Source organism: Myxococcus qinghaiensis (assembly GCF_024198215.1).
GTDB lineage: Bacteria > Myxococcota > Myxococcia > Myxococcales > Myxococcaceae > Myxococcus > Myxococcus qinghaiensis.
Window position 1 is genome coordinate 18446 of record NZ_JAKCFA010000005.1, and the last position, 18974, is coordinate 37419.

The 18974-nt window shown below is 69.8% G+C and carries 17 protein-coding genes and 1 pseudogene; 7 read left to right on the forward strand and 11 right to left on the reverse strand.

Annotated features, from left to right (window positions below; genetic code table 11):
* Window positions 1–48: 48 nt before the first annotated feature.
* Together LZ199_RS10010 and LZ199_RS47120 are read right to left on the reverse strand one after the other, a co-directional pair.
* On the reverse strand, window positions 49–624 hold the full coding sequence (locus tag LZ199_RS10010) for an imm11 family protein (protein ID WP_253993427.1): 576 nt from the start codon (window positions 622–624) through the stop codon (window positions 49–51).
* Window positions 625–764: 140 nt separating this feature from the next.
* Window positions 765–914 (reverse strand): annotated as a pseudogene (locus LZ199_RS47120) (AHH domain-containing protein); the annotation flags it as partial.
* Window positions 915–1107: 193 nt separating this feature from the next.
* Between LZ199_RS47120 and LZ199_RS10015 the strand changes: the two are divergent.
* Window positions 1108–2286, forward strand: coding sequence for a S41 family peptidase (locus tag LZ199_RS10015; RefSeq protein WP_253993428.1), 1179 nt, complete (start codon window positions 1108–1110; stop codon window positions 2284–2286).
* 7 nt (window positions 2287–2293) lie between these two features.
* On the opposite strand, the gene LZ199_RS10020 is transcribed toward LZ199_RS10015, so the two are convergent.
* Both LZ199_RS10020 and LZ199_RS10025 read right to left on the reverse strand, forming a co-directional pair.
* Entirely contained in the window at window positions 2294–2662 is a 369-nt protein-coding gene (locus tag LZ199_RS10020) for a hypothetical protein (RefSeq protein ID WP_253993429.1), read from the reverse strand.
* Window positions 2663–2695: 33 nt separating this feature from the next.
* Window positions 2696–3772, reverse strand: coding sequence for a dipeptide epimerase (locus tag LZ199_RS10025; RefSeq protein ID WP_253993430.1), 1077 nt, complete (start codon window positions 3770–3772; stop codon window positions 2696–2698).
* Window positions 3773–4017: 245 nt separating this feature from the next.
* Between LZ199_RS10025 and LZ199_RS10030 the strand changes: the two genes are divergently transcribed.
* Window positions 4018–6042 carry an ATP-binding protein gene (locus LZ199_RS10030; RefSeq protein WP_253993431.1) on the forward strand — a complete coding sequence of 675 codons (2025 nt, stop codon included), beginning with the start codon at window positions 4018–4020 and terminating at the stop codon, window positions 6040–6042.
* On the opposite strand, the gene LZ199_RS10035 is transcribed toward LZ199_RS10030, so the two are convergent.
* Complete coding sequence (locus LZ199_RS10035; RefSeq protein WP_253993432.1) at window positions 6043–6732, reverse strand: suppressor of fused domain protein; 690 nt, start codon at window positions 6730–6732, stop codon at window positions 6043–6045.
* Between the two features lie 318 nt (window positions 6733–7050).
* Here LZ199_RS10035 and LZ199_RS10040 point away from each other — a divergent pair, with 318 nt between their 5' ends.
* Window positions 7051–7320 (forward strand): hypothetical protein, encoded by a 270-nt coding sequence (locus tag LZ199_RS10040; RefSeq protein ID WP_253993433.1) that lies wholly within the window; start codon window positions 7051–7053, stop codon window positions 7318–7320.
* A 40-nt stretch (window positions 7321–7360) separates the two neighbouring features.
* On the opposite strand, the gene LZ199_RS10045 is transcribed toward LZ199_RS10040, so the two are convergent.
* Both LZ199_RS10045 and LZ199_RS10050 read right to left on the reverse strand, forming a co-directional pair.
* The gene (locus LZ199_RS10045; protein ID WP_253993434.1) at window positions 7361–8533 is read right to left on the reverse strand and encodes a GNAT family N-acetyltransferase; all 1173 of its coding nucleotides are present in this window, start codon (window positions 8531–8533) and stop codon (window positions 7361–7363) included.
* Between the two features lie 119 nt (window positions 8534–8652).
* Window positions 8653–9450, reverse strand: coding sequence for an acyl-CoA desaturase (locus LZ199_RS10050; RefSeq protein ID WP_253993435.1), 798 nt, complete (start codon window positions 9448–9450; stop codon window positions 8653–8655).
* A 217-nt stretch (window positions 9451–9667) separates the two neighbouring features.
* Between LZ199_RS10050 and bioA the strand changes: the two genes are divergently transcribed.
* Complete coding sequence (bioA, locus tag LZ199_RS10055; RefSeq protein ID WP_253993436.1) at window positions 9668–10999, forward strand: adenosylmethionine--8-amino-7-oxononanoate transaminase; 1332 nt, start codon at window positions 9668–9670, stop codon at window positions 10997–10999.
* An 8-nt stretch (window positions 11000–11007) separates the two neighbouring features.
* Here the strand turns inward: bioA and LZ199_RS10060 are convergent, their stop codons facing one another.
* Window positions 11008–12072, reverse strand: a complete 1065-nt coding sequence (locus LZ199_RS10060) for an AI-2E family transporter (protein ID WP_253993437.1) — start codon at window positions 12070–12072, stop codon at window positions 11008–11010.
* Window positions 12073–12316: 244 nt separating this feature from the next.
* Window positions 12317–12841 carry a phage tail protein gene (locus LZ199_RS10065; protein WP_253993438.1) on the reverse strand — a complete coding sequence of 175 codons (525 nt, stop codon included), beginning with the start codon at window positions 12839–12841 and terminating at the stop codon, window positions 12317–12319.
* A 365-nt stretch (window positions 12842–13206) separates the two neighbouring features.
* Between LZ199_RS10065 and LZ199_RS46075 the strand changes: the two genes are divergently transcribed.
* Complete coding sequence (locus tag LZ199_RS46075; RefSeq protein WP_256569051.1) at window positions 13207–15300, forward strand: FapA family protein; 2094 nt, start codon at window positions 13207–13209, stop codon at window positions 15298–15300.
* Window positions 15301–15661: 361 nt separating this feature from the next.
* Here the strand turns inward: LZ199_RS46075 and LZ199_RS10075 are convergent, their stop codons facing one another.
* Window positions 15662–16279, reverse strand: coding sequence for a GNAT family N-acetyltransferase (locus LZ199_RS10075; RefSeq protein WP_253993439.1), 618 nt, complete (start codon window positions 16277–16279; stop codon window positions 15662–15664).
* A 50-nt stretch (window positions 16280–16329) separates the two neighbouring features.
* On the opposite strand from LZ199_RS10075, the gene LZ199_RS10080 reads away from it, so the two are divergent.
* Both LZ199_RS10080 and LZ199_RS10085 read left to right on the forward strand, forming a co-directional pair.
* Window positions 16330–16854, forward strand: coding sequence for a hypothetical protein (locus tag LZ199_RS10080; RefSeq protein ID WP_253993440.1), 525 nt, complete (start codon window positions 16330–16332; stop codon window positions 16852–16854).
* A gap of 631 nt (window positions 16855–17485) precedes the next feature.
* Window positions 17486–18235, forward strand: coding sequence for a DUF1338 domain-containing protein (locus LZ199_RS10085; protein ID WP_253993441.1), 750 nt, complete (start codon window positions 17486–17488; stop codon window positions 18233–18235).
* A 5-nt stretch (window positions 18236–18240) separates the two neighbouring features.
* Here LZ199_RS10085 and LZ199_RS10090 read toward each other — a convergent pair whose 3' ends face one another.
* Complete coding sequence (locus tag LZ199_RS10090; RefSeq protein WP_253993442.1) at window positions 18241–18801, reverse strand: maltose acetyltransferase domain-containing protein; 561 nt, start codon at window positions 18799–18801, stop codon at window positions 18241–18243.
* Window positions 18802–18974 lie beyond the last annotated feature (173 nt).

Sequence of the window (18974 nt, forward strand, 5' to 3'; positions counted from 1 at the left end):
GCCTTTCCATGAAGTAGTTTGAAGAGATGCCTGCAGCGACGTGTCCGCTCAGACTTCCTCGAACTTCGCCCCTGTGACTTTCGCGCGCTCCAGCGCCACCTTGAGGTCCTCGGAGATGACGAGGGCGATCTCCCATCCCCAGGTGCGGAAGACCTTCGCGCCGCCTGCCTTCGTGCGGTCGATTCGCATCCCGTAGACGCTGCGGTACTGGCCGAGCTTGTCCGGTCGATCATCCTCGGGCTTCCAATACATTATCTCCTCCGAGGCTTCGTCATCGATGCACCGGATGAGCTTCGTGGCGACGAGCAAGACATGCTGTTCCGGGCGACCTTCGACATCGACGGGTATCAATTGCACATCATCGGGCGCCAGCTCCGCGAAGAGGTTGGCCACCCTGACGTGGACAACCGGAGCCATGCCAGCGCCCGCCGTGCAGTAGTCCAACCACCTTCCAGGCTCCTCGATGGGGAACGTCAGGTGCCCCGCTATCTGGAGGGGCCGCCCCTCGGCGAATTGCCAGATGTCTTCGACCTCTTTGCCCGTCTCATCCAGCGGGTCTCCCAGAGACCAGTTCCCGGCCTGTATGTCTGGCCTGAGCCTGAAGTATCGAGGCTGATTCGGCATGGTGGACTTCCTGGATTCCTCACGGGTCCCGAGTCAAAAGCCTGTGGATCTTGGTTCCTGGGGTCTGCGCTTCTCTTGCAAGCTTGCGTAGCTCATCTGTGAGGGCCTTCCGGCACTCTTCCACCTTGCGGCACTGTCCCAAGGCCTGACTCACGCACTTCCGCATCAGGCTCCTCGTGAGGGATGACGAGGAAGGAGTCCTCTCCGGTCTCCAGCCGCACGACTCGACTCGTCGCGCAGCCGGTGGCGGCCATCAACAGGAGCAGCGACACCACCCAACGAAGCGTCATGGTAGGCCCCGGCAAGTGGCCCGCGGCGAGGCGGGCACACCCTGGCAGTACCAGACGCCGCTGACAGGCGACTCAAGGAGTACCCCAGGTCACATGGGCGCTACGATGCTCGACTCCGGTCCATCATCCCGGACATTCCATGGGAGGCGCGGTGACTCACCCGAACGCGAACGGATGTCGGGCGCAGGAGCGCATGGCGCGGCACCTCATCCTCCTGGTCTGCGCCCTGCTCACCACCGCGTCCCACGCCGCGTCCCCGTTCCTCAAGCCCGGTGACGAAGTCGTCGAATATGTCCGCACGCGCTTCCATGACGCGAAGCGGGGCGAGGCCTGGGCCACGAAGCACCAGGGCTATGGCGCCGCCGCCACCAACGCCGAGGACTTCGCCCGCCTCACGCGCACCGCCCTCGCCGAGCTCAACGCCTCCCACACCGCCTTCTACTCGCGCGGCAGCGAGGGCCATGCCGGCCTGTCCGCCATCTTCCAGCACTCCCTCAAGCTCCCCAAGGTCGACGCCCCCAGCATCGGCGCCGATGTCATGGAGACCCCCGAGGGCTTCTTCGTCCGCCACGTCTTCGCCAACGGCCCCGCCGCCAAGGCAGGCATGCTTCGCGGCGACCGACTCGTCTCCATCGATGGCAAACCCTTCCAGTCACTGACCCCGCTCGCGAGCCGCGTCGGCAAGGCCACGCGCTTCACCGTCGAGCGCACCCAGGGCGCCACACCCCTCACGCTCACCATCACCCCGCGCCTCATCAACCCCAAGACAGAGTGGCTCGACACCCAGAAGGCCAGCTCGCGCATCGTCGAACGCGGTGGCCGTCGAGTGGCCTACCAGCAGCTCTACTCGTGCGCCGGCCCCGAGCATCAGGACCTGCTCGAGGAGACCCTCGCCGGAGACTTCTCCTCCGCTGATGCCCTGGTCATCGACTTCCGAGATGGCTGGGGCGGCTGCAATCCCACCCTCCTCAACCTCTTCAACCGCACCGTCCCCGTCTTCACCCGCATCAGCCGCGAGGGCCGCCGCAACGACTGGTCCGCCACCTGGCGTAAGCCCGTCGTCTTGCTCGTCAACGGCAACTCTCGCAGCGGCAAGGAGATGGTCGCCCTCGTCATGAAACAGCACGCCCTGGCCACCCTCGTTGGTCAGCGCACCGCGGGCGCCGTCCTCGCCGGCACACCGCTGCGCCTGTCCACCGGAGACCTGCTCTACCTCGCCGTGGAGGACATCCAAGTGGACGGCGTCCGCCTCGAAGGCCAGGGCGTCCCCGTGGACGTGGAGGTCCCTGACTCACTCCCCTTCGCCGCCGGCAAGGACCCGCAGCTCGACAAGGCGCTCGATGTGGCGTCAGTCGCGCTCTCGCCGCGCTGAACCCGCGTCAGTGCTTCCAGGTGCCGTACAGGTACGCGAGCCCCGCCGCGAGCAGCACCAACATGCCCAGCATGCTCCACGTCACGATGGAGCAGCCCGGTGACGCACGGGAGATGACGGGCAGCTTCTGCGTCTTCAGCTCCTCCACGAGCTGTGACATCTGCCCCGTGTCGTAGCCCACCGGCTCGCCCATCCGAATCTTCCGCCCGAACTCCTTCAGCGCCTCCTCGGAGTAGAACCGCTCCGAGAGCAGCAGGCTGCGCGCCTGGAGCATCCGGTCCGTCCCTCCGCGCGCGGGGTCCAGTCCGCAGCCGTCACACGGGTCGAAAGCGCCTTCCTTCGTCTCGCCGCATCCCACACAGACGGCCACGCTCATGGCTCCATCCTAGCTCGACGCTCCCTGCCACCGTCACACCAGCGTGACGCCGTGCCCCGCCGCGTCCGCGTCCAGATGCAACCGCTCGCCCTCGTAGCGCAGCCCTCCCTGGAACGGATGCCGCGCGATGAAGAGCGGCGTGTCCAGGTCCGCGTACGTGAAGCCGCCCAGCCCCGCCGCCAGGTGCGCCGACGCGCTCATCGCCAGCACGCTCTCCACCATCCCTCCCACCATCAGCTCCAGCCCCGCCGCGCGCGCCAGGCTCCACATCGTCAGCGCCTCCACCACGCCGCACTTCATCGTCTTGATGTTGATGCCGTGCGCCGCCCCCTCGCGGATGAGCCGCAGCACGTCCTTCGCCGAGCGCGCTGACTCGTCCGCGCAGATGCGCACCTTGGAGCGCCGACAGACCTCCGCCATGCCCGCGAAGTCCGCCGCCGGCACCGGCTGCTCCAACAGCGCGAGCGGCACGTCCGCCCGCTCCAGCGCCTTCAGGAACGCCAGCGCCTCCGCCACGTCGTAACCCCCATTCGCATCCGCGAACAGCCGCGCCTGGGGCGCCACCTCGTGAATCGCCACCATCCGCGCCGCGTCCTCATCCGGCGCCAGCGCCCCCACCTTCACCTTCAACGTCGTGATGCCCCGCTTCAAGATGGCTCGCGCCGACTCCGCCGCGTGCGGCACATCCCCCGCCGTCACCGTCATGTCGATGTCCAGCGCCGTCCCCGCGCCCCCGAACATGACGTACAGCGGCACGCGGTGATGCCGCGCCAGCGCATCCAGCACCGCCATCTCCACCCCCGCGCGTCCCGCCGGCGCCAGCGCGAGCCCATCCCCGAGCGCCTCTGACAACGGCCGCCACGCACGCACGTCCTTGCCCAACAGCCCCGCCTGCACCGCCTCCAGCGCCGCGAGCGTGCCCGACTGCGTCTCCCCACTCACCGCGGGGAAGGGCGCCGCCTCGCCCAGCCCCACCGTCCCGTCCGCCAGCGTCAACCGCACCAGCACGTTTTGCGCGACGTGCTGCGCCCCCGTGGCGATGGCGAACGGCTCCGTCAACGGCAAGTCGAGCGGCGTGAAGCGGACGGAGGTGATGAGCGTGGGCGTCATGTCGAGAGGCGCATCCTGGTCCGCTCCCTGGAAAGAAGGGGACACGAGAGAGGTAGGTTCATCGTATTCAACCCGGTGCTCCAAGGTGTCAGGGAGGCGGATGTGTGCCTCACAGCCTCGGCTTGTGCCTGCCGCCCTTTCATGGCGACATGCGGGGACTCCGGACGTTTCCAGGAATTGCCGCCCCGTGATGGGGTTCCGGAGCTTTTACCTCCGGGTGATGTGGATGTCCGGGTGGGCGGGGCATGTCGGCGACGGACACGAAACAGGCAGTCCCGGGCGCGGATGCGCTGCTGGATGCACTGGAGGAGGCGGAGCGCCATGACTCGGAAGGGTGCATGGTGTTGCGCGCCGTGCGCGACGGGTCCGGCGTCATCACCGACTTCGAGTGGCTCTGGTCCAACCCCGCCGCGTCGCGCGCGCTGGGCCGGGGCACCGACTCGCTGCGTGGCCTCCGGCTGAAGGACATCTCCCCCATCGCCGGCCTGGGCGGACGGCTGGCGGTGCTCAAGCAGGTGGTGGAGTCTGGGCGACCCGCCGCGGACAGCTTCCCGGAGGGCGATGCGTGGCTGCTCGGCACCGCGGTGCCGCTGCGCGACGGCGTGCTGTTGCGCCTGCGCGACGTCACCAGCGCCCTGCGCATGGAGGAGGGCCTGCGCGACACGCTGGACTGGGTTCGCGACGTGCTGGAGAGCACGCCCGAGGCCTTCTTCACCGTGGACGCCGAGTGGCGCATCACCTACGTCAACCGGCAGGCCGCCGAAATCACCGGCCGCACGCAGGAGCAGGTCTTCCGCAAGCTCTTGTGGCAGGCCTGTCCGGAGCTGGTGGGCACGCTGTTCGAGCGCGAGCTGCGCCGCGTGGCCGCCGAGGGCTCCTCCACCATCTTCGAGGTGCGCACCGCGCCGGACCGCTGGCATGAAGTGCACGCGTGGTGCTCGGGCCAGAATGTCTCCGTCTTCTCTCGCGACGTCACCGGCAAGAAGCGCGCGGAAGCCGAGCGCGATGCCCTGCTGACGCGCGAGCACTCCGGACGACTCGAAGCGGAGGCCCTCGTTCGCGAGCGCACCGAGGAGCTGGTCGCCGCGCGCGAGCGCCTGGTGCAGTCGGAGAAGCTGGCCATGGCGGGGCAGCTCGCCGAGGGCGTGGGCCACGAAATCAACAACCCGCTCTCCTACGTCAGCGGCAACCTCCAGTTCGCGCTGGAGCAGCTGGAGCTGTCGGTGGAGGGGGGCACCCTCGGGAAGAACGCGCCCCTGGCCGAGGCGCTGGAGGCGCTGCGAGAGGCTCGCGAGGGCGCCGAGCGCATCCGCGTCATCGTCCGGGACTTGCAGACGTTCGCCCGCGCGGACGAGCCGCACCTGTCCCCGGTGGACGTGCACGCGGCGCTGGAGTTCGGCCTCTCCATGGCCATGCCGCACCTGCGCTACCGCGCGGAGGTGGAGCGCCGCTTCGCCGAGGTGCCCACGGTGATGGCGCACGAGGCGCGGCTGGGGCAGGTGTTCCTGCACCTGCTCGTCAACGCGGCGCACGCGATTCCGGAAGGGGACTTCACCCGGCACCGCGTCACGCTCTCCACGCGCGTGGAGGGGCCCTGGGTGGTGGTGGAGGTGTCGGACACGGGCCACGGCATGACGCCCGAGGTGGCCGAGCGCGTCTTCGAGCCCTTCTTCACCACGCGCGCGGTGGGCGAGGGCAGCGGGCTGGGGTTGTCCACGAGCCTGGGCATGGTGCGCAGCATGCGCGGGGAGCTCACCGTCAACACGACGCCGGGCCTGGGCAGCACCTTCAGCGTGCGCCTGCCGATGACGGAGGCGGTGCCGGACGCGGTGACGAAGGGCGCGACGCAGGACGTGCCCGAGCGCAAGCGGGTGCTGGTGGTGGACGACGAGCCGCAGCTCGCGTCGCTCCTGCGGCGGCTCTTGGGCAAGCACCACGAGGTGGTGGTGACGCACAGCGGGCGGGAAGCGCTGGCGCTCCTGGAGCAGGACGCGGACTTCGACCGCGTCTTCTGCGACTTGATGATGGCGGATGTGACGGGGATGGACCTGCACGCGGAGCTGCTGTCGCGCGGGCCAGAGCTGCTGTCGCGCTTCGTCTTCATGACGGGCGGCGCGTTCACCGAGCGGGCGCGCACCTTCCTGCAGACGGTGCCGCTGCCTCGAATCGAAAAGCCGTTCGACCCCGGGACGCTGCGGGCGCTGGTGGAGGGAGCACCACCGCGCGCCAGGGCCTTGGGGCCGCTGGCGCGCGTGGCTCGAAGCGGGTGACTACAGCTTCACTTCCTCACGGTCCGGGTGGGTGATGTACCCGGTGCCGGCGGCAATCAGCTTCTCCATCAGCTTGTCCAGGCCGTTGGAGCGCGCGAAGGCCATCTCGTTCTTGGTGACGCCCACGAGCGTGAGCAGCTCCACCTTGCCGCTGGGCAGGGTGAAGTGGTCGGGACGGGACGGGTCCTTGACGAAGACGAAGCCGCCCAGCTTGGAGTCTCCGCCGTCGAGCGCGCCTTCCACCGGGTAGCGGTGGTTGAGGGCGAAGGCGCGCAACGTCACGAGGTTGTAGGCCATCATGTCCAGCAGCCGGAACACGGGCCACTTGGCCTGTTCCGGTGTGTGGATGACCATCTCGTAACCGAGGCCACTGGGTGACTCGTCGGGGAACTCCTCACCAGGGACCACGGTGAAGGGGTTGGACAGCCCGCTGGTGACATAGGTCCAGTAGGGGTAGTCCGGGCTCGGCGACGCGACGCGCACGCCCATGGGGCCCCAGTTGGGGTCCGCTTCACCTTCTACCTGTGCGAGGTCGCTCTCCATCCAGGCTTGGATGGCATCCGTCTGGTCGAGCGTGAAGACGCCGTCATCAATGGCGCCGAACGTCTTGGGGTACTCGACTTCATCGCGGTCCGCCCAGCAGTCTTCGTACCACTGCAGGAAGTCTTCGTTCGTCTCCGGTGCTTTCATGACGGCCCCACTCTAGAGGGTCACCCCGGTTTCACAACTTCCACGTGAGGGTCTCCTCTCGCACCTGGCAGATGGGAAACAGGGGCCCTCCCTCCCGGCCGCCCCCCGAGCCCCTGGGAAGGCGGGGGTCTCCCCCCGGTGGGATAGGCGGGGGCGAGGTCTCCGCCCGGGGAGGGGCCACGTGGAGCATGCGTTTCGAGGAGCCGTGTCGGGGGGCTGCATCCAGGATGAACAGGAGCTGATGCTGGTCGTCAGCCACCCCCTCCGGACAATGACCACGGGGGCGGGCCGGGCCCGGTCAGGGCGTGGAACCAGCCCGTGGACGGGGAGGCGTACCGGGAGTTGATCGACTCCGGCGTCGACTCGGACGACGAGGAGGACTCCGGGTTCGACCCGGACGACGTCACATCCGAGGTGGAGGCCACGGGCTTCGAGCGGTGTGCTGTTCCCAAGGAGTCGCCCGTGGCGAGGGGCGTGCCCGACGTGGGCCGGCTCGTCGTGGGAGATGACCGGCTGTGGCTGGCCGGAAGCCATGTGCTGGCCTCGAGCGTGGACGGGAAGCGCTGGACGACACACCCGGTCCGGTGAGCCGGGCGGCTGTCTGGGATTGGGCCCGAGCAGGCCGTGTCTAGGTTTTGGGGAGGGGCCAGGGCTTGAGGCCTGAAATCTGCTCGGCTTCTTCCACCGCCATGCTCAGCCGCGCCCGCTCGCGCCTCACGTAGTCGCGCACCGCGCTGTCCAGCCTGCGGTCGAAAATCACGTGCGCGCTGTGCACCGCCGTGGGCTCGAAGCCCCGGGACACCTTGTGCTCGCCCCCCGCGCCCGGCTCGAACACCTTGCGCCCCGCTCGGATGCAGTCGTCCACCGAGTGGTACAGGCACACGTGGAAGTGCAGGAACGGGTGTTCCTCGGTGCTCCCCCAATAACGTCCGTACAGCCGCTCCTTCGTCGCCAGGTTGAAGGCCCCCGCGATGACCCGCCCCTCGCGCACCGCCTCCACCATCTCCACTGTGTCCGGCATCGCCTTGAACACCCGCGAGAAGAACCCCGGCGTGAGCTGCACCCGGCCCCACGAGTGTCGCTCGCACGTGGCCTCGTAGAACTCATACGCGCGCTTCGCGTGCGCCGGAGTCAGCTCCGTGCTTCGCACCGTGCGCAGCGTGATTCCCTGCGTGGCCGCCGCCGCCCGCTCGCGCTTGAACTGATTGCGTCGCTTGGAGTCGAAGCGCGACAGGTATTCGTCGTAGCTCGCGTAGCCCGGGTTCTTCCACTGGAACTGGAGCGTCACCCGCCGCGCCAGCCCCTGCTCCTCCAGGAAGTCCGCTTCCTCGTCCGTCGGATAGAGGATGTGCACCGAGGAGCACCCCGCCTCCTGCGCGCTCTCCACCGCCGCGGACAGCAGCGCCTTGCGCAGCGCCGGCACGTCCTCGCCCTGGGCGATGAGCATGCGCGGCACCGTGGCCGGGGACAGCGGCCCTCCAACGATGAGCTTCGGGTAGTACTCCACCCCGAGCCGGGCCGCCGCATCCGCCCATCCGAAGTCGTAGATGTACTCACCCATGCTGTGGAACTTCCGGTACGCGGGCGCGGCCGCCACCAGCTTCTTGCCTCGCCACAGCGTCAGGTGGTGCGGCGCCCAACCGGTCTCCTCGGTCGCGCTGCCGCTCTCCTCCATCGCCGCCAGCCAGGCGTGGCGCGCGAAGGGCGGCGCGTCCGGACCGGCGAGCGCATCCCAGTCAGCGGCCGGGACGTCTGTCACTGCGTCGAGGATGCGGAGGCGGAGTGAGGTGTCTGTAGGCACGGGGGGAGGTTTTAACGCGCGCCCCGCGTTCTCGCCGCCTGCCCGGAGGTCCGTTCGCCGGGGGAGGAGGCTGTCGGGCCTCTTCCCTCCGGTTCGGCTCACTCCCGGGTACGACTGGCTCAGGCCGCCCGGGCGGCGCCCGCGTCGTGCGCGACCTCTCGCCGGGGCTCCGGCCACACCGCCCGCTGCGGCGTGGCGATGCGGATGACGCCCAGCTTCGCCAGCACGCGCATCACCTGCCACGTGGGGTCGATTTCGAACTTGCGCGCCGCGAAGTTGGGGCTGCTGCCGAACTTGTGGTGGTTGTTCTGGAACAACTCACCCATGCAGAGCACCTCGACGGGCAGCGTGTTGCGCGACTTGTCGCTGCTGTCGAAGTTCCGGTAGCCGTACTTGTGCCCGCACCAGTTCACGATGGCCCCGTGCACCGGGCCCATCAGGAAGTGCACCGGCAACAGCAGGAACTGCCAGGGCGCCGTCGCGAAGGCCACGTAGAACGACGTGTACAGCCCCACCCAGAACAGCGTCGCCACCCAGGAGGTGCGCAGCGTGTCGTCCACCAGCGGCCACTCGGGATAGCCGCCGAGGAACCGGGCCTCCGGCTGCCCCCGGCCCGCCGTGTAGTCCTCGTAGCGCCTCTTCGTGTGCATCATCATCCGGACCACGTCCGTGAAGAAGTGCGGCGAGTGCGGGTCCTTCTCCGTGTCCGAGAAGGCATGGTGCTCGCGGTGCAGAATCGCGTAGGCCTTGGGCGACAGGTACGACGAGCCCTGCACCAGGTACGTGAGCAGGTGCATCACCCGCTCCGTGCGCGGACCCATGGTGTACATGCGGTGCGCGGAATACCGGTGCTGGAAGAAGCTCTGGAAGAAGACACAGAGCAGCCAGTGCGAGACGAAGAAGACGAGGACGGCCATGGCGCTTTCCCGGGTCGGTGTCAGAGCCAGGAAAACACCGGCCATGTCATGGCCACGTCATCCCCGGCCGGAAGTTGCCCCCGGCCCGCCGTGGAATGGGCCCTGACTTCAGGCCCCCATCAGTCGGACGCACCGCGCCAGGGCATGACGCGCGGTGACAGGGGCCCGATTTCCGGTACGGAGCACCTCCTCACACTCGTCGAGAAGGGGTGCACACGTGGAGCGGGCCGACATCGTCAAGCTGGACAAGGGGCACGTCTGGCACCCGTACACCGCCATGGAGGCGTACATCGCGGGGACCGACCCGCTGGTCATCTCCCGCGCGGAGGGGCCCTACCTCTTCGACGTGGATGGTCGGCGCTACCTCGACGCGAATGGCTCCTGGTGGGTGTCCACCCTCGGCCACCGTCACCCGCGCCTCCTTCGCGCCCTCACGGAGCAGGCGGGCAGGCTGCCCCACGTCTCGCTCGCGGGCATCACCCACGAGCCCGCCGCGGCGCTCGCCTCGGAGCTGGCGGCGCTGGCCCCGGGCGCGGACCGGCCTGAGCTGCCCGTCGGTGAGCGGCTGACGCGCGCCTTCTTCTCCGACAACGGCAGCACCGCGGTGGAGGTGGCCATCAAGATGACCGCCCAGTACTGGGCGCAGAACGGCCGGCCCCGGCGCACGCGCTTCATCACCCTCTCCGGCGCGTTCCACGGAGAGACCATCGGCTCCACCAGCGTGGGCGGCGTGCCCCTGTTCCGCGAAGTGTTCGGACCGCTCCTCTTCGACGTGGTGCACGTGCCGTCTCCGGCGGAGGAGGGCGGCTGGGAGCGCGCCTTTGCCCAGGTCCAGGCCGCGCTGCGCGAGCACCCGGACGAAATCGCCGGCGTCATCGTGGAGCCCATCATCCAGGGCGCCGCGGGCATGCAGATGTACTCGCCGGACTTCCTGCGCGCGGTGCGCGAGGCCACCCGCGCGGTGGACACCTTCCTCATCGCCGACGAGGTCTTCACCGGCCTGGGCCGCACGGGAGCTCGCTTCGCCGTGGACCTGGCGGGCGTGGTGCCGGACCTGCTCTGTCTGGCCAAGGCGCTCTCGGGCGGACTGATGCCGTTCGCCGTGACGCTCGCGTCCGAGCGCATCTTCTCGGGCTTCCTCGGCGCCGCGTCGCGCGCGCTGTATTACGGGCACTCGTATTGCGGCAATCCGCTGGGCGCGGCCGTCGCCCGCGAGGTGCTGGCCGTGTATCGCGACGAGGACGTGCTGGGGCAGGTGGCTCGCAAGGCGCCGAAGGTGAAGGCCGCCTTCGAGCGCATGGCGGAGACGCTCCCCGGGCTCGTGCGTCCACGCGCCATCGGCATGGTGGGCGCGGTGGACCTGGGCGGCGGAGGGTATCTGGCGAGCAGCGGGTGGCGCGTGTACGAGGCGGCGCGGCGACGCGGGCTCTACCTGCGCCCGCTCGGGGACACCGTGTACATCGCCCCCGCGCTCAACATCCCCGACGCCGCGCTCGACGAACTGCTGGCTGGAGTGGAGGAGTCGCTGCGCGAGGTGGCTCGAGGCTGACGGTGTCGTCAGGACGGCCCGGGCGGCAACACGGAGGAGCCCACGCGGGCGAGGCGGCGCTCCTGTCGGAGCAGGAGCATCTCCCGGAAGAGAATCTGCACCGTGGCCGCGACGGGCACCGCCACCACCGCGCCGACGACGCCCGCCAGCTCCGCGCAGAACAGCACCGCCAGCAGGATGAGCAGCGGGTTGACGTGCACCGTGCGCCTGAACACGAGCGGCGCCAGCACGTTGCCCTCCAGCTGCCCGTACAGCACGAAGTACGTCAGCACCCCCAGCGCCATCCACATCCCGCCCGTCGCCCACGTCAGCAGCGTGATGAAGCCTCCAGCCACCACCGGCCCCGCGTAGGGCACCATGCTGGAGAAGCCACTCACGATGCCCAGCGGCAGGAAGTACGGCACCCCCAGCACCGCCAGCATGGTGGACGTGAGCAGCGCGTTGAAGGTGCAGATGAGTGTGAGCCCCATCAGGTACCCACCGGTGGCCCGGTACACGTTGCGCAGCACGCGCACGTAGCGCATCCGGTGCTCCGGCTTCGGCAGGTCCAACAGCCGCTTCAGCAGGCCGCCTCCAAACACCAGCATGAAGACGACGAGGAAGAAGACGCTGAGCGCCCCGCCCACCAGCCCCACCATGCTGCCGATGGCCTGCACCACCAGCCTGGGCAACGTCCCCGTGGCGAGCTCCGGCGTGGCGTCCTCGAACTGGCGCGCCCACCCCAGCGTCTGCAGCCGCGCGCTCAGTCCCCGGAAGGGGCGTGACTCGCGCACCTCCTGCGAGAGGTGGGGCCACTGCACCACCAGCGCATCCACCTGCGCCGCCGCCGCCGGAATCACCAGCAACGCCAGCAGCGCCAGCACCGTCAGCGCGGCGAGCAACATCGTCGCGATGGCCAACGCCCGCGGCATCTTCCACCGCTCCAGCCGCGAGACGCCGTGCTCCAGCGCCAGCGCCAGCAGCGCCGCGATGCCCGTCAGTGTCAGGGCGACCCGCGTGCGCACCACCAGCACCACGAGCGCCAGCACCGCCAGCACCACGAAGCACACGGTGAGCACCGTCTTCGGTGTCACCTGGGAGCCCTGCCTCGTTTCGCCCTGCTCCGCCACCGTACCCCCACGCGACAGACACCTCGCCTCGTGGGGGTATGCAGTGCCTCGCCTGGATGCCAGCCTCTCCCCGCACCGAGGCGCGGGTGGATGTCAGGTCGGCCCCACCCGTGCCCGGCTCTCCCGGCACGGCGTGTTCAGGCGCTGACATTGACGATGCCGCACGCGCCCTTCCTGGAGAGGCACGCCTGGCCCGTGAAGCGCGGCGTCAGTTGCGCGAGGGGAAGATGCCTTCCATCGCGATGATGAAGTTGAGGCACAGGAACGGCGACATGTTGTTGTGCGGCTGGTTGCCGCCCGCGACGCCGATGGCCGCCGGGTTCATCGTCCCGTCGATGGGCGCGGCCCGGTAGTTGAGGACCGTCGCCGTGCTGTCCGCCGCCAGCACCACGCCGACGGGGGTCTCCGTGTCGCCCTGCTGCGAGCTGACGTTGAGGGTGTGGTTGTGCGCCGGCATCTGCGTCGAAATCAGCGTCACCGTCTCCGTTCCTCCCTGCTCGCCCAGCGTCCGCGGCGACAGGCCCGGCCCCTGGCCCGGCTGCATGGGGTAGCGACCGCGCAGGTCCGGCAGCGCGAAGGTCGTCTGCCCGTTGCCGCCATAGGTGGTGCCGAGGATGGAGAAGAGCGCGGTGTTCTGCGCGATGGAGAGAATCTGGCCTTGGCAGAACTGCCAACCACGCGGAGCAAAGTTTCCCGCGAAAAGCTTGATTTCACCGATATAGGGCTCGGACACGTGTACGCCTTTCGTTGCTTGAGTGTGTGTGTTTCACGCGAAACTCAGCACGCGTTTGTGTCCTGAGCAAAGCATCGGCCACACATCAGACGTGGGTCACTTTGGAGTCGGGGCGCGCTGTGGGACGCCTGCTTCCAGAGTGGGCGTGAGGGTTTCGCGTCATCTGCCTTGTCGCGTCATGCGTTCCGGCGTGACGCCAGGCGCGTTCGCACGGAACGCGGGGGGAGGGCTGTTTCGCGTGAGCCCTTTCGGGTGACAATCACTCACGCCCTGCTGAGTGGGGCGCACACCCCAAGCAAAACCATCCTGGCTCGTGACTTGCTCTGGGCTCCGGCCCTGAGTTGCACGACGAGGAGAACCACCCCATGGCTCATTTGAACTGGCGACACCCCACGTACTGGACGCGGGGCCTCCGCGCGCTACCGATGACGGCGCTGTTGCTGCTGTCCGCCTGTGAAGAGGGCTCGCAGGGTCCTCAAGGTCCCCAGGGGCCGCAAGGTCCCGCCGGTCCCGCCGGTCCAACGGGTGCCCAAGGTCCCGCGGGCTCCGAAGGCGCGCAGGGCGAGGTGGGGCCCAAGGGCGACAACGGCGACGTGGGTCCCATCGGTCCAGTGGGTCCGCAGGGGCCCGAGGGCCCTCCGGGTCCCGCCAATGGACCGCGCGGTGAGGAAGGAAAGCCCGCCGTGGCCAGCACCACCGTGGAGCCCGCGGGTGCCAACTGCGCCACGGGTGGCGTGAAGCTGGAGGCCGGCGTCGACGACAACGAGGACGGCGACCTGGATGACGACGAGGTGGATGTCACCAGCTACGTGTGCAACGGCGCGCAGGGTCCGCAGGGCGTCGAAGGGCCTCGTGGCGCCGAGGGTCCGCAAGGGCAGACGGGTCCTCAAGGTCTCCAGGGACAGCAGGGCGTGCAGGGACCGCAGGGTGAGACCGGCGCGACGGGCGGCGTGGGTCCCGCGGGTCCGGTGGGCCCGGCGGGTCCGGTGGGGCCGCAAGGGCCTCAGGGTGAGGTCGGCTCCCAGGGGCAGCAGGGTCAGCAGGGCGCCACGGGCCTGAGCGCGCTGGTGCGCACGGCGGCCGAAGGAGCCGGAGCCAACTGCGCCACCGGCGGCGTGAAGCTGGAAGTGGGCGTGGACGCCAACCGCAACGGCACGCTGGACACCGCCGAGGTCAATGACGCGCTGACGCGCTTCGTGTGCGCGGGGCCCCAGGGTCCGCAGGGCGTCCAGGGTCCGCAGGGTCCGCAAGGCCAGCAGGGTCCGCAGGGCGCCGCGGGCATCCACTCGGTGGCGGCGACGGCCGCCGAGCCGGCGGGGGCCAACTGCGCCACCGGCGGCGTGCGGCTCCAGTTCGGCCAGGACTCCAACGGCAACGGCGTGCTGGACGCGGGCGAGGTCATCGCGGCGCTGACGCGGTACGTGTGCGCGGGGGCCCAGGGTCCGCAGGGCGTTCCCGGTGCGACGGGCGCGCAGGGTGCGCCGGGCACCCCCGGTGCGACGGGTGCAACGGGCGCGACAGGAGCGACGGGGGCGACGGGCGCCACGGGTCCGCAAGGGCCGGCGGGCTCGACGGGCGTCTACGGTGACGGCTCGGGTGGCCTGCTCAATGTCCCCTTCGGCAACACGCTGGACCTCACCACCGCCAGTGGCTTCACCACCCTGGCGGGGCGGCAGCATCTCCAGTTCACGAATGTGACCATCGCCGGCAACCTCATCGTCCCGAGTGGCATGGTCATCCGTTCCACGGGTGACGTCACCATCAGCGGCACCATCACCGTGGACCAGGGCACCGAGGACAGCGGCACGGGCCCCGCGACTGCGGGTGTGTCTCGGTCCGCCGCTGGCGAGCCGCAAAAGGGCCTGGGCCTGCAGCCGCTCCAGGCCGCGCAGCTCCTGCGGCCGGGTCCCACGGGTGGTGGCTCTGGCGCGAAGGCCGCCGGGGTGGCCGGAGCCGGAGGTGGTGGCTCGCTGGTCATCCTCGCGCAGGGCAACGTGCGGGTGCCGACGGGCGGCGTCATCAACGCGCTCGGCGATGGGGGCGGAGGGGCGGTCAATACCCCGGGAGCGGGCGGTGGCGCGGGTGGCGTCGTCGTCATCGTGGGCAAGGCCAGCGTGACGGTGGGCGGCATCATCCGCGCGGTGGGCGCTCGCGGCGGAGATGGCAACAACGCGGGCGGAGCGGGCAAGGGGGGTGGCGGCGGTGGCGGTGGCGGCATCATCCACCTGCTCTCCAGCGCCAGTCCCACCGTCACGGGCACCCTTGACGTGAGTGGCGGCGCGGCGGGAACCACGGCTCCTCCCCAGGGCGCGAGCACCGCTGTCACGGCGGGCGGCGGTGGTGGCGCGATGGGTGGCGACGGCGGCGACGGCGGCGCCACGGGCCTCACGTCCGGCGCTGGCGCGGGGGGCTACACCTTCCAGACCGTGGTTCCCGCGCCGGAGAACATCTTCCTCTAAGCGGAGGAAGGCGCACCCTGGTCCCCGCCGTCCGGCCCTCGCGGCCCGACGGCGGCTGGGCCTGGTGCACGTGCTGAATCGCTGGACGGGGCGGCTCGCATCCGAGTCGGGGGGATACCGCTGGCATCCTGGCCATGGACGTGGCGCGAGCGGCCCCGCGCCTGTCCCTGGCTTCATCACCCGGGTCGTGCGAGCGACCCCGGAGCAAGCGCGCGGAAGGGTCCTCCTGTTGTCTGTCTTCAGGGCCTCCGCGCGCTTCTTCGCCTTTCCCCCCGCGGCGTCACGGTGCGCGCAATCGGCGCGCGGCCCGTTCGTGCTCCAGGGGCATGGCGCGCTTCCCCCAAGCCGGGCCCTGTCGCCCTCAGCCCGCTCGTGACGCGGGCGTCCACTCCATGGCCACGTACGGGGAATCCTCCCGCGCGCCGGGCTCCCCCTGGAACCCCAGGCGCGAGTACAGCTTTCGCGCGGGACTGTCGTGGAGGACGTGCAGGCGCACGCACATGCGCGCCTCGCCCGCGGCCTCCAGCAGCTCGTGCACCAGCTGTGTCCCCAGGCCCCCGCCCCGGTGCGCGGGCAGCAGGGCGATGTCCACCAACCGCCACTCCTTCTCGCCGCGCGCCACCAGCAATCTGCCCGCCGGCTGACCGTCCACCAACACCACCCGGTCCTCCGCCGTGGGATATCGCGCGGACCAGTCACGCCCCCGCGCCAGCCACTGCATGCGCAGGAACACCTCCGCCTGCGCGGGTGTCCAACCCCACGCCGCCAGCTCGCCCTCCCGCGTGCTGGCGTACAGGGCGAAGAGGAAGTCGCTGTCGGAGGGGGAGATGGGACGCGAAGCCAGGGGCACGGTGCCGCGAAGCATGGCCGCGCCGGCCCGCACCCGTCCACCGCCCGACACCGCGCGCGGGCCCCGTCCGCCACCCGACGCGCGAGTGAAGCAACCGCGAACACCGACGTCCGTGGATTCAAGGTCCACACGTCAGACCTGGATGAGAGCTTGCGGGGCAATCCCGACAGGAGCACGGAATGAAGAAGACGCGAGACCCTGAACTGACCCTGGCCCTCCAGGAGGCCCGCGAGACGGAGGACCGGTGGCGAGGGCTCGCCACGCGTCTGCTGGAGCTGGGGGACGACGCGATGGATGCGCAGCTGCTCGTCGCCTTCCGCGCCGCGCGCGAGGAGGGCGTGGTGCCGCCGGACGCGGGCTTCTTCCTGGTGGCCCACATCCTCACCGCCATGGCGGACGAGGCGCTGACGGAGGTGCCGCGCGTCCAGCGCCTGGCGCTGGAGCTGGACCTGATGGAGCGCGAGTACGGCATGGAGGACGGCATCTGGCACGACGACGAGGAGCCGCCGCCGGAGGACTGGGAGGCCCTGCTCGCCGAATACGAGAACGCCTGCGACGAGGCCCGCGCCGCCTTCTTCCGCGCCTACGGCGAGGAGGACATGGCCCGGATGTACGTGGAGGACCGCGTCAGCTTCCACCGCCGCTTCGAGAGCGGACGCCGCTTCTTCCACGGCCTGCCCATGTTCCCCGAACACCTCCACTGAACCGCGTCCGCCGTGGAGCGGCGCGTCATTCTCAGACACTGATGAAGCGCGCATTGCGGGACGAGAAATCGAGAGGACTGGGGAAGATTTTCTGGGGCCCGCGTTCATCAGCGTGCCGACCGGGTCCGCCGTTTCGCGGAGCTCCTCCGCGCGTGCTTCTCCGCCCCAGTGGGGAGGTGACGCGTGCGCACCCGGTGGTGCTCGGGGGTTGTCCAGCGCGAGCCCGGTGTGGGGTTTCGCGGTGGAAGAGGGTGGAGGTGGGCCTGGGGGCCTGTCTCCGCCCTCGCCTGCGACACGCGCGCTGACGGTGACGTGTCGCGGCACAGCAACGACGCAACTTTACGCTCACAATCGTGTCAATTAGCGGGGCTACAGGGTGGCGCAACGCGGCTTTGATGCCCACTCTTGCGCGGCACTGGCGTTTTCCAACGACGCACCCTATTTCGCCGCACGACTTCGGGTGTCGCCGGGCAGGACGGAACGGAAGTCAATGCATACCAAGAAGGGTACAGAGACTCGAAACTCCAAGGCGAGTCTCTAGCGCGCGGCGCGCGTCTCCGAACGAAGTCCCCTCCAAGGGCTCGGGGCCGCGCGCCGCCGCACTTTTCTGGGCGGATTAGAGTGCGCCGCCATGACGACTTCTCAGGCCACCCGGCTGTTGGACTTGCTCTGGGAGCGCTACGCCTCCGAGGTGCCCTTCGCGCGCACCTTCGTGCAGCTCTCCGGAGGCAGCTTCCGCAATGACCATGTCGCGCTGCGCTCCCTGGCGCGGCCCGGCGGCGGAATCGCCCTCTTCTCGCGTCCGTTCGAGCGGCTGGGGTGGAAGCCCGCGGGGGCGTACACCTTCCCCGACGCGCACCTGTCCGCCATCTACCTGTCGCACCCGGAGGGGCTGCCGCGCGTCTTCATCTCCGAGCTGAAGTCGGAGGAGCTGTCGCCGCGCGCCCGGGAGCTGCTCGGCACGCTGCCGGAGGACCCGCCGCCGCCCGAGGACGTGGACGCGCTGGCGGCGTGGTTCTGCTCCCCCCCGCCCCCGTCGGAGGCCGCGCTGCTGGAGCTGGAGAAGGAGTCGCAGTACGGCGCCTGGCTCCTGGCCTTCGGCCGCAAGGTGAACCACTTCACCGGCTCGGTGGACGACGTGGAGGCGTGGCAGCAGCGCATGCGCGACGCGGGCGTGCCCATGAAGGCGGATATCGAAGGGGCGCCGGGCACGTCGCTGCGGCAGACGGCCACCCAGGCCGCGCCGCTGTCGGTGACGCTGCGCGAGGGCGGACGCAGGCCGTGGCCCTACGCATACTTCGAGATTGCCCAGCGCGCGCCGGACTTCGACGGGTTCCTGGGCCCGCAGGCTCGCGCGCTGTTCGACATGACGAAGCGCTGAGACCCTCAGCGCAGCGAACGGATGACCCGACAGGGATTTCCCGCCGCCAGCACGTACGGCGGGAGGTCCTTCGTCACCACGCTGCCGGCGCCAATGGTGACACCCTCGCCGATGGTGACGCCCGCGACGATGATGGCGCCGCCGCCCACCCACGTCTTCGCGCCGATGGTGACGGGCCTGGCCAGCTCCGGGCCCTTGATTCGCTCGTCCGCGTCCAATGGGTGCGTGGCCGCGTAGATGTGCACGTTGGGGCCAAACGACACGTCGTCACCAATCGTAATCTGGTTGCAATCCAGGATGACGCACTGGAAGTTCATGTAGACGCGCTCGCCCAGGGTGATGAAGGTGCCGTAGTCGCAGTGGAAGGGCGGCTCCAGGTAGCACCCCTCGCCGCGCTTCCCGATGAGCTGGTCCAGCAGCTTCGAGCGCGTCTCCTCGTCCTCCATCAGCGTGTCGTTGTAGAGCCGCAGGAGCCGCCGTGCCCGGGCCCTGGCCGCCGTCAGCTCCGCGTCCCAGCCGTTGTACAGCTCCCCCGCAAGCATCTTCTCGCGCTCGGTTCGTGCCATGGCCCGGCAGTCTTCACCGGCCCCGGCGCACGGCTCCCTCGAAGTGCGGCGTCTGTCAGGCGATGGACGCGCTGAGTCACTCCTCCCACGCCAAAACTTCCGAGGTCCAACGAATGACGAGTCCGGCCCGGGCACCGTGCGAGGAGCGCGCGAAGCAAGTGTCCGGACGCGTG

Excerpts from the sequence above, each read along its gene's own strand:
- LZ199_RS10010 (WP_253993427.1), bottom strand. The coding sequence starts at position 624 with ATGCCGAATCAGCCTCGATACTTCAGGCTCAGGCCAGACATACAGGCC.
- LZ199_RS10015 (WP_253993428.1), top strand. The coding sequence starts at position 1,108 with ATGGCGCGGCACCTCATCCTCCTGGTCTGCGCCCTGCTCACCACCGCG.
- LZ199_RS10020 (WP_253993429.1), bottom strand. The coding sequence starts at position 2,662 with ATGAGCGTGGCCGTCTGTGTGGGATGCGGCGAGACGAAGGAAGGCGCT.
- LZ199_RS10025 (WP_253993430.1), bottom strand. The coding sequence starts at position 3,772 with ATGACGCCCACGCTCATCACCTCCGTCCGCTTCACGCCGCTCGACTTG.
- LZ199_RS10030 (WP_253993431.1), top strand. The coding sequence starts at position 4,018 with ATGTCGGCGACGGACACGAAACAGGCAGTCCCGGGCGCGGATGCGCTG.
- LZ199_RS10035 (WP_253993432.1), bottom strand. The coding sequence starts at position 6,732 with ATGAAAGCACCGGAGACGAACGAAGACTTCCTGCAGTGGTACGAAGAC.
- LZ199_RS10050 (WP_253993435.1), bottom strand. The coding sequence starts at position 9,450 with ATGGCCGTCCTCGTCTTCTTCGTCTCGCACTGGCTGCTCTGTGTCTTC.
- LZ199_RS46075 (WP_256569051.1), top strand. The coding sequence starts at position 13,207 with ATGGCTCATTTGAACTGGCGACACCCCACGTACTGGACGCGGGGCCTC.
- LZ199_RS10080 (WP_253993440.1), top strand. The coding sequence starts at position 16,330 with ATGAAGAAGACGCGAGACCCTGAACTGACCCTGGCCCTCCAGGAGGCC.
- LZ199_RS10085 (WP_253993441.1), top strand. The coding sequence starts at position 17,486 with ATGACGACTTCTCAGGCCACCCGGCTGTTGGACTTGCTCTGGGAGCGC.
- LZ199_RS10090 (WP_253993442.1), bottom strand. The coding sequence starts at position 18,801 with ATGGCACGAACCGAGCGCGAGAAGATGCTTGCGGGGGAGCTGTACAAC.